The following is a 437-nucleotide window of genomic DNA, read 5'->3' on the forward strand; positions in this document are numbered from 1 at the left end:
CCCGTCCCCACCCCAGGACCCGGGGAACTGCTGCTCCGCACCGACGCCGTCGGGATCTGCGCCTCGGACCTGAAGTGCTACCACGGCGCCGCGAAGTTCTGGGGGGACGAGAACCGACCGGCATGGGCCGAGACGAACCGGATCCCCGGACACGAGTTCGTCGGCACCGTCATCGCCGGCGACGACACCACCCTCACCAAGCGGAAGCTCAGCCTCGGGGACCGGATCGCGTGCGAACAGATCGTGCCCTGCTGGGAATGCCGCTACTGCCTCGAAGGCGCCTACTGGATGTGCGCCGTGCACGACATGTTCGGCTTCAAGGGCCACGACGGCGCCATGGCCGAGTACGTCCTCGTCCCCGCCAAGGCCCTCACCCACCCCGTGTCCGCTGACCTCCCCGGACAGGTCGCCGCGTTCGCCGAACCCCTCTCCTGCGC

The 437-nt window shown here is 69.6% G+C and carries 1 protein-coding gene; it reads left to right on the top strand.

Annotated elements, in window-relative coordinates:
- A partial coding sequence (locus ITJ68_RS18835; protein ID WP_194663677.1) for an alcohol dehydrogenase catalytic domain-containing protein occupies positions 1-437 on the top strand: 437 nt, incomplete at both ends.

The sequence above is a fragment of the Curtobacterium sp. VKM Ac-1395 genome, assembly GCF_015350975.1.
GTDB lineage: Bacteria > Actinomycetota > Actinomycetes > Actinomycetales > Microbacteriaceae > Curtobacterium.